The sequence below is a fragment of the Sagittula sp. S175 genome (assembly GCF_049800975.1).
Classification (GTDB): domain Bacteria; phylum Pseudomonadota; class Alphaproteobacteria; order Rhodobacterales; family Rhodobacteraceae; genus Sagittula.
In genome coordinates this window covers 220791-229111 of the sequence record NZ_JBNAGB010000006.1, presented here as the reverse complement: position 1 = coordinate 229111, position 8321 = coordinate 220791, and the positions used below count along the sequence as shown (strand labels likewise).

Sequence of the window (8321 nt, the reverse complement as noted above, 5' to 3'; positions counted from 1 at the left end):
TTCAGGTTTTTCTGTTGGCGGCCCACGCGGCCGGGCGCGCGGCCGGGGGGCGGCGCGCGGACCGCGCCTGACGGCGCGGCGGGGCTCTGCCCCGGACCCCGAGGGTATTTGGATCAAGATGAAGGGTAAGGCACCGTTTTCCGGACCACTGGCATCGCCGGGCGCGAAGCCCTAGGTTAGGGGCGAGCAGCAACAAGGGCGCCGCATGGTCCTGACGACAATCGCCGACAGTCTTTCGCGCACGGTCGAAAGCGCCGGCAACACGATCTCCGAGACGTTCTTTGAACCCACCCTGCGGCTGGGTGTCACTGGCCTGTCGCGGGCGGGCAAGACGGTGTTCATCACGTCCTTGGTGGCGAACCTCATGGACCGGGCTCGGATGCCGGGGCTGGTGGCGCAGTCGGAGGGGCGTATCCTGACGGCCTTTTTGCAGCCGCAGCCCGACGACACCCTGCCGCGCTTCGACTACGAGACGCATCTGGCCGCGCTGACCGCACGCACGCCGCATTGGCCTGACAGCACGCGGGCCGTGTCGGAATTGCGTCTGTCGCTGAAGGTGCGGCCTTCGGGGCTGCTGGCGGGCTTGCAGGGGCCGCGGACGCTGCATCTGGACATCGTGGATTATCCCGGCGAATGGCTGCTGGACCTCGGGCTGATGGAGAAGTCCTACGCCGAGTGGTCGGACCAGATGCTGACCCGGATGGGCCACCGTCCCGACCCCGAGGGCTTTGTGGCGATGGCCACAACCGATGCCGCCGAGGCGAAGCTGGACGAACCCGTGGCGCAGCGGCTGGCCCGCGCCTACACGGCGGCGCTGCATGCCGCGCGGGCGGAGGGGTTTTCCGACTGCTCGCCGGGGCGTTTCCTGCTGCCCGGAGAACTGGAGGGCTCGCCCGTCCTGACCTTTGCCCCGCTGCCGCCGATCAAGGCCGCGCGCGGCACGCTGTACCGGGAGTTCGAGCGCCGCTTCGACGCGTACAAGTCGCGTGTCGTCAAACCCTTCTTCCAGGACCACTTTTCGCGCCTCGACCGGCAGATCGTCCTGGTGGATGCGCTGGGCGCGATCCACGCAGGGCCGCGCGCCGTCGAGGATCTGCGCCAGACGCTTGCCGACATCCTGACCGCCTTCCGCCCCGGCGCGTCCTCTTTCCTCGCCTCGCTTTTCCTCGGGCGGCGCATCGACAAGATCCTCTTTGCCGCCACCAAGGCCGACCACCTGCACCACACCCAGCACGCCCAGCTGACCGCCGTGATGGAGGCGCTGACCCGCGACGCCCGCGACCGGGCGCGTTTCGCCGGGGCCGAGACCGCCGCCATGTCGCTCGCGGCCCTGCGCGCCACCACCGAGGAGATGATCCAGCACGAAGGCCAGGCCCTGCCCTGCGTGCGCGGCACGCTTCTGGACAGCGGCAAGCAGGCGGCGTTCTACCCGGGTGCCTTGCCCGAGGACCCTAACCACCTGTTGACAGCGGCCCGTCAGGGGGCGGATCACTGGCTGGATGGCGATTATTCGGTGATGGCTTTCGCGCCCGCCGCGCTGACCCTGATACCGGGCGAAGGCCCGCCGCACATCCGCCTCGACCGCGCCGCGCAATTCCTGATCGGAGACCGCCTGTGACACGCCAGCCCTTCCTTCTGACCACACCGGCGATGCCTGTCGGAGACCTGCTGGCGGCCTCCGGTGCCGATGTTCCCGAACCGCTGGACCCGATCCCCGACCAGCCCGAGGAAACGCCCCCCGACGCGCCTCTGGAAACTCCGGACGCGCCTGACCTGCCGCCCGATGACCTGCCACAGGAGCTCCCGGACCTGCCGGATCCCGAAGCGCCGGAAGAGTCGCCGGACGACACCCCGGCCTTTCCCGAAACACCCGAGGAACTGCCTGACACCACGCCCGTCCTGCCCGACGAGACACCCGAGGACGCCCCCGCGCCTTGGGACCCGTTGCCTGACGACATGCCGCAGGAGATCCCGACACAGCCGGGATTCGAGGCCGTCACCCTGCGCGCCGGTCAGCCGCTGGACGCGGGCAAGCTGGGGGACATCATCTCGCAGGCGGTCACCGCCGCGACGTGGAAGCCGCGCCTGCATTCGTCGGTCGAGGACATCGCCCACGCGGGCCGCATGATCGACAAGGGCTGGATCACCGTGGCCGAGTTGGACGGGCGCATCGCGGGCTTCCTCGCACGCGAGGGGGATTACATTCACAGCCTTTACATTGCCGATCATGCGCAGGGGCGCGGCGTCGGCAGTGCGCTTCTGACCGCCGCCAAGGAGGGCCGCGACCGGCTCGACCTCTGGACCTTCCAGCAGAACAGGGGCGCCCAGCGCTTCTACCGCCGCGAGGGGTTCGCGGCCGGCGAGGAAACCGACGGGCAGCACAACGACGAAGGTCTGCCGGACATCCGTTTCACCTGGACCCGCTGACACATCCTTTTCGACGAAAAGGATGGGCGCCAAAGCTCTTTCGGACGAAAGAGCTTTGGCTCACCGCCCCGCGTAATAAGCCGCCAGATCAAGAATATCCGCATCGGTCAGCGGCTTGGCCGCCGCAACCATCAAGGCCCAACGCGGGGTCTTTGGACCCGCCGCATCACCCGAACCGTGGCCCTCGCCCGCAGCATCGCGGTACATGTGCAGCCAGTTCACCAGCCAATAGCCATCCTGCCCGGCGATCCTCGGCGTATCGGCGCGACGCGGCGACAGGCCATCCGCCCCGGCCCCCTCGTGACAGGAGGCACAGCTGGCAAGGTCCTGATGCTCGTCGCCCCTCTGCGCCAAGGCTTCGCCGCGCAGCGGATCCCCCAGGGGCAGGACGCGCCCCTCCCATGCCGCCGTCCGCCCGGCATAGTCCCGCGCGACCGCCTCCCGCGTGGCCTCGGACAACCCGGCGGCCAGAGGCTCCATGAACCCGCTCTGCCGATGACCTTCCGCGTAGGCGTCCAGCACCAGCGTCAGCCAGGCCTCGGACTGGCCCGCCAGCTTGGGCGCCGTGCCGTCCCGGCCCAGACCGTCCTCGCCGTGACAGCGCACACAGGCCTGATCGACCGACACCGCGCCCGACGGCTCGCCAAAGCGCACCGCGCCCGCCTGCCACGCATCCGCCGCGCCATAGGCCGCCTCCGCGTAGGACTCCGCGTCAAACCCGTCATACTGCGTCAGGAAGGCCGCCAGCGCCCAGGGCTCGTCGTCACGCCCCTCGCCCGGCCACGCGGGCATCCCGGTGTATTTGAACCCATGCCGCGCGATCCAGTAGAAATCCTTCCCGGACCACGCCTCTGAGGTCAGCTCCGGCGGCGCGGGCTGCATCCCTTCGACGACGGGCGACCGGGCGATCCCCGGCGCACCGTGGCACGTCTGGCAGCCGGTGGCGTAATGCCCCGCGCCCAGCCGCACCAGGCCGGGGTCGCTCAGGTCGACGTGCTCCGGCACCTCCAGCGCAGCGGATCGCGCCCTGACGGCATTTTTCAGGTACTGGTGCAGCGCCTCGCCCACCCCCGGCAGATGCGGCACCGAGGCCGCGATATTGTACGGCGCCAGCGCAAAGAACGCGCCTCCGGCCAGTACGGCAGCCGCCACGCCGCCGAAAATCCATCGCTTCATGCCCATTCCTCGGCCCTCCCGCGCACCGCGCGTCCCAACCGGCCCAAAGCCGCGACCAGGTACAGCGCCCCGCCGCCTCCGGCCATCAGCACGCCCGCCAGTTGTTGTTCCTGCATCGCGCTCAGGCCCAGATGCCCGGCGCAGATCTCGCCCCAGATCGGGCGCGGCGCGAGACCGATCAGCGCGCCCAGCAGCGTCATGTGCATCGTCACCGACATCAGCACCACCGCCCCGCCGAACGGCCCTGCCGCGCGCACCACCACCCACAGCACCAGCCCCGCCGCCAGAAAGCTGCCCTGCTCCAGCGCAAAGCCCAGCCCCGACAGCCGTGCCCAGAGGTGCAGCGAGGGCAGGTGCCACGCCCAGACGACGACCATCTCGAAGGCCGCCCCCAGCACCAGCGCCATCGGCCCCAGCCGCAGGACCGGCAGCGCGGGCGCCAGCAGCGCGGGCACCACGGCGGTCACGCCCAGATGCAGCACCATGTGCAGCACCATCGACCCGGCGGCCAGCCCCGGCAGCGGCGACAGCCACAGCGCCGCCAGCAGCCCCAGTCCCGCCAGCTGAGGCCCCCTCAGCATTGGTCGAACACCAGCGCCGGGATCACGTTGAACCCGATGGCGACCACTGACAGCACGCAAAGCAACAGCGCCACATGGCCGACGAACTTGTCCCGCCCGCGCTCGCTGCTTTCGGTGATCTCCTCAAAGACGACAAAGACCCCGCCGTAGCGCCGCACCGCGATCACGCCCAGCCAGCCGATCACGGCCACGCACAGCACCCCCAGCGCCACGATGATCCACCTCGGGTCCGCCAGCGTGCCCCCGGCCTTGGCGCACCACACCGCCGCCACCCAGTAACTGACCAGGAAATGCGCCGCCCAGATCGAGGGCGCGGCCACCAGTATCCAGATCGAGCCGCTGTCGATCACCCTCGGCGCGTCGTAATGCTTGATCTCCGGCATGTCAGACCCCCATCAGCAGCGGGAACAACGCCAGCAGGGCAAAGATCACCACGGCGGTCACCGCCACGAAATGCTCGAACAGCGTCAGGTTGATGATGTCGGCGCGATATTCCGGCGTGCAGATGCCCGCCCAGATGCGTGCCGCCACGTAGAGGTGCATGACCCAGCTCAGCAGCAGGTGCAGCCCCATCCACAGGATCAGCATCCAGACCATGGCGTCGAACGAGGTGACCGTCGGGTCCAGCCCCACGACGCTGGCCGCCCAGTACCACGCGCCAAGGCCCAGCGCCCCCAACGGCACCGCACCGGCCAGCAGCGCCATGCTGGCCCCGCGCCCGCCGCGCGCCAGCACCTCGCGCGCGGCGACCGTCATGGCCCAGGCCGCCACCAGCAGGACAACCCCCGCCACCAAGGGCAGCATCGCCGGCAGCTTGGCCACCTCGGGCAGGAAATCCGGCAGCGCCGTCCAGTAGAAGAAATACGAGAACACCAACCCCATGAAGGCCGTCATATCCCCGGTCATCGTGATGAAGACCGCCCACCAGCCGACCGCCCGTGAGCCTTGGGCATAGGTCGGCAGGACCAGCCCGCGCCCGACGTCCTTCACCGGCTTTTCCGGGATCTGCGCCGTTCCGGTCCACAGCCACCACAGCGTGAACCCGACAAACCCCGCACCAAAGATCAGCGTCAGCGTCCACAGGTGGAAGGTGGCGATGATGAACACCGCCCCAAGGCACACCGCCGCCCCGAGCGTCAGGAAGGACGGCCCGCCCACGCGCTGCACGAACAGCGGCCGCGCGTCGAGGATATCGGTCACGATCATCTCGCGCTTGCCTTCCTCCGCATCCGGCAACAGCCACTCGCCCCGATCCATCTGGCCCAGCAGCTCCGGCTGCTCCCACAAGGGGTAGCGCGTGTGGATGTAGGGGATCGACCGCACGCCCCAAGGATTGTCCGGCACCTCGCCCGACCACTCCATCGTGCCCGCGTTCCAGGTGTTGCGCTCCACCAGCGGGGCCTTGCCCCTCGGCCACAGCACGTTCACCGCGAACACCAGGAACCCGAAGGCAAAGACAAACGACCCGACCGTCGACACCATGTTCAGCACGGCCCAGCCGTCCGACAGGTCATAGGTCCAGACCCGGCGCGGCATCCCCATGACGCCCGTCCAGTGCATCGGCAGGAACGCAAGGTTGAAGCCGCCGAACATCAGCCAGAAGGCCCATTTGCCCGCCCGGTCGTTCATCTTCTTCTGGGTGACGAAGGGATACCAGTAGACCACCCCCGCAAACAGCGGGAACAGCATCCCCCCGATCAGCGTGTAATGCAGATGCGCCACCACGAAATAGCTGTCATGCGCCTGCCAGTCGAAGGGCACCAGCGCCACCATGACACCCGTCAGCCCGCCAAAGACAAAGATCGCCAGCGCGCCCCCGGCAAAGAGCATCGGCACCGAGGGCCGCACCTTGGCCACCAGCATCGTCGCGATGAAGCAGAAGATCTGGATGCCCGTCGGCACCGCCACCGCCTCTGACGCCGCGCTGAAGAAGGACAGCGAAATCTCCGGCAGCCCCGTGGTGAACATGTGATGCACCCACAGGCCAAAGGACAGGAAGGCCACGCCCACCGCGCTCAGCACGATCCACGAATGCCCCACCATGGGCCGCCCGGCAAAGGTCGGCAGCATGGTCGCGATCAGCGCAATCGAGGGCAGGAAGATGATGTAGACCTCCGGATGGCCGAAGATCCAGAACAGGTGTTGCCACAGCAGCGGATCGCCGCCCCGGTCCACGTCGAAGAAGGCCCAGCCAAAGGCGCGCTCCATCTCCAGCAGCAGGTCGCCCGCGATCAGCGGCGGAAAGGCGAACAGGATCATCCCCGCCACCACCAGCACGTACCAGCAATACAGCGGCATCAGGTTCAGCCGCATCCCCGGCGGGCGGGATTTCAACACCCCGACGATCAGCTCGACGGCAGCGGCGATCGAGGACACCTCGATGAACGACAACCCCAGCAGCCAGATATCCGTCCCCAGCCCGCTGAACCTCGGGTCCGAGGACAAGGGCGTATACATGAACCAGCCGCCGTCCGGGGCCACGCCGAAAAAGATCGACCCGCAGACAAAGACCCCGCCGATCAGGAAACACCAATAGCCAAAGGCAGACAGGCGCGGAAATGGCAGGTCCCGCGCGCCAAGGATCTCCGGCAGGATCAGGATCGCAACAGCCTCGAAGATCGGCACCGCGAAAAGGAACATCATCGCCGTGCCGTGCAGGGTGAAAAGCTGGTTGAACAGCGACTGGCTCACCAGGTCGTTCTCCGGCACCGCCAGCTGCGCCCGGATCAGCAGCGCCAGCATCCCGGCAAAGGTAAAGAAGGCGAAGGACGTCAGCAGATACCACTTGCCGACGAAGGAGTTGTTCACCGCCGACACATGCCGCCAGCCCCTCGGTGCCTCCCAGGCCTTTAGCAGACGGGACCGCTGCGCCGCGTCGCGCTCCTTGTCATAGGGCGGCGGCGGAGGCAGTTGCGACAGGTCGATCTCGTTGGTCATTCCAGCCTCATCAGAAAGTCCACCAGGGCCTCCAGCCGCGCCCCGTCAAGGTGCGGATAAGGCGGCATGTCGATGTCCGGTTTCATGGCGTGGGTGTCGGTGATCCAGCGGCTGACATTCGCGGCAGTCATGTCGTAGATCCCTGCGCCCAGCCGTTCGCGGCGGGCCATATGGGTCAGATCGGGGCCGACCGGCCCGGCCGCCTCGGTGCCCCGGATGGCGTGGCAGGCGCCGCACCCCTCGTCGAGAAAGACCTCGAACCCCGGATCACCGGCCGCCACCTGCGCCGGCTGCGCCTCCTGCTCCAGCCACAGATCAAAGGCTGCGGGCTCCATTACCACCGTGTCGAACCGCATCAGCGCATGCGCCCCGCCACAGAACTCCGCACACAGCCCGCCCCAGTTGCCCGTCTTCACCGGAGTCAGCGCCAGCGTCGTCTCGCGCCCCGGGATCATGTCCATCTTGCCGCCCAGCGCAGGCACCCAGAAAGAATGGATCACATCGTCCGCCGTCAGCCGGAACAGCGTGGTCGATCCCACGGGCAGGCGGATCTCGTTGGCGGTGACCACATCGCCGCCGGGGGTTTCGTAGATCACCCGCCACCACCAGCGCTCGCCATCGACACGCACGGTCAGATCGCCCTCGTCGGCGGTGATGTCGCGCAGGATCGTCAGCCCCCAGACCAGAAGAGCCCCGATCAACAGGGTCGGCAGCACCGCCCCGCCCCAGATCACGAACAGACGCGCCTCGCGTTCGCGGTTCGGATGGGCGCGCCGGGTATGGGCATAGACCGCGGCCCCCACGACAGCGGTCCAGATGACCGCCGCGCCGATCATCAGGACGATGAACAACCGCTCCACGGTCGCGGCCTCTGCGCCCGCCCCGGCCATCCAGTTGTGCCGACCGTCGCAGGCCGACAGGGCCAGCAACAGCCCTGTAAACAATGCAATCCTGCGCCCCACGCGATCCTGTCCCCTTCACGCCCTACCGAGGGCCAACGTCCCCACGCGGCCTTGGTTCCGAGAATTTTCACTTTGACGTGAAACGCCGGAACCCTGCGCCCGAGAGGGGGCTCTGCCCCCATCCGCCTGCGGCGGATTCCCCCGAGGGTATTTGTGAAACCAAAGAAGCCAGAGGGCGGCACCCGGGATGGCGGACGGCGGCCTGCGCCCCTATGTTCCCACCAAGACTTCGGAGCAG

7 protein-coding genes are annotated in these 8321 nt (G+C 68.2%); 2 read left to right on the top strand and 5 right to left on the bottom strand.

Annotated elements, in window-relative coordinates:
- Nucleotides 1-205 precede the first annotated feature (205 nt).
- Nucleotides 206-1618 carry a YcjX family protein gene (locus ACP16H_RS10350; RefSeq protein WP_425072208.1) on the top strand — a complete coding sequence of 471 codons (1413 nt, stop codon included), beginning with the start codon at nucleotides 206-208 and terminating at the stop codon, nucleotides 1616-1618.
- On the top strand, nucleotides 1615-2427 hold the full coding sequence (locus ACP16H_RS10345) for a GNAT family N-acetyltransferase (RefSeq protein WP_425072207.1): 813 nt from the start codon (nucleotides 1615-1617) through the stop codon (nucleotides 2425-2427). Before ACP16H_RS10350 ends, ACP16H_RS10345 begins: the two co-directional genes overlap by 4 nt.
- 60 nt (nucleotides 2428-2487) lie before the next feature.
- Here the strand turns inward: ACP16H_RS10345 and ACP16H_RS10340 are convergent, their stop codons facing one another.
- The 5 genes from ACP16H_RS10340 to ACP16H_RS10320 are packed head-to-tail and all read right to left on the bottom strand — an operon-like array spanning nucleotide 2488 to nucleotide 8083.
- Nucleotides 2488-3603, bottom strand: a complete 1116-nt coding sequence (locus ACP16H_RS10340; RefSeq protein ID WP_425072206.1) for a c-type cytochrome — start codon at nucleotides 3601-3603, stop codon at nucleotides 2488-2490.
- Complete coding sequence (locus ACP16H_RS10335; RefSeq protein WP_425072205.1) at nucleotides 3600-4184, bottom strand: cytochrome c oxidase assembly protein; 585 nt, start codon at nucleotides 4182-4184, stop codon at nucleotides 3600-3602. The genes ACP16H_RS10340 and ACP16H_RS10335 overlap by 4 nt, the downstream gene beginning before the upstream one ends.
- Complete coding sequence (locus ACP16H_RS10330) at nucleotides 4178-4567, bottom strand: hypothetical protein (protein ID WP_425072204.1); 390 nt, start codon at nucleotides 4565-4567, stop codon at nucleotides 4178-4180. The genes ACP16H_RS10335 and ACP16H_RS10330 overlap by 7 nt, the downstream gene beginning before the upstream one ends.
- A 1-nt stretch (nucleotide 4568) precedes the next feature.
- Entirely contained in the window at nucleotides 4569-7121 is a 2553-nt protein-coding gene (locus ACP16H_RS10325; RefSeq protein WP_425072203.1) for a cbb3-type cytochrome c oxidase subunit I, read from the bottom strand.
- Nucleotides 7118-8083, bottom strand: a complete 966-nt coding sequence (locus tag ACP16H_RS10320) for a cytochrome c oxidase subunit II (protein WP_425072202.1) — start codon at nucleotides 8081-8083, stop codon at nucleotides 7118-7120. Before ACP16H_RS10320 ends, ACP16H_RS10325 begins: the two co-directional genes overlap by 4 nt.
- Between the last annotated feature and the right edge of the window lie 238 nt (nucleotides 8084-8321).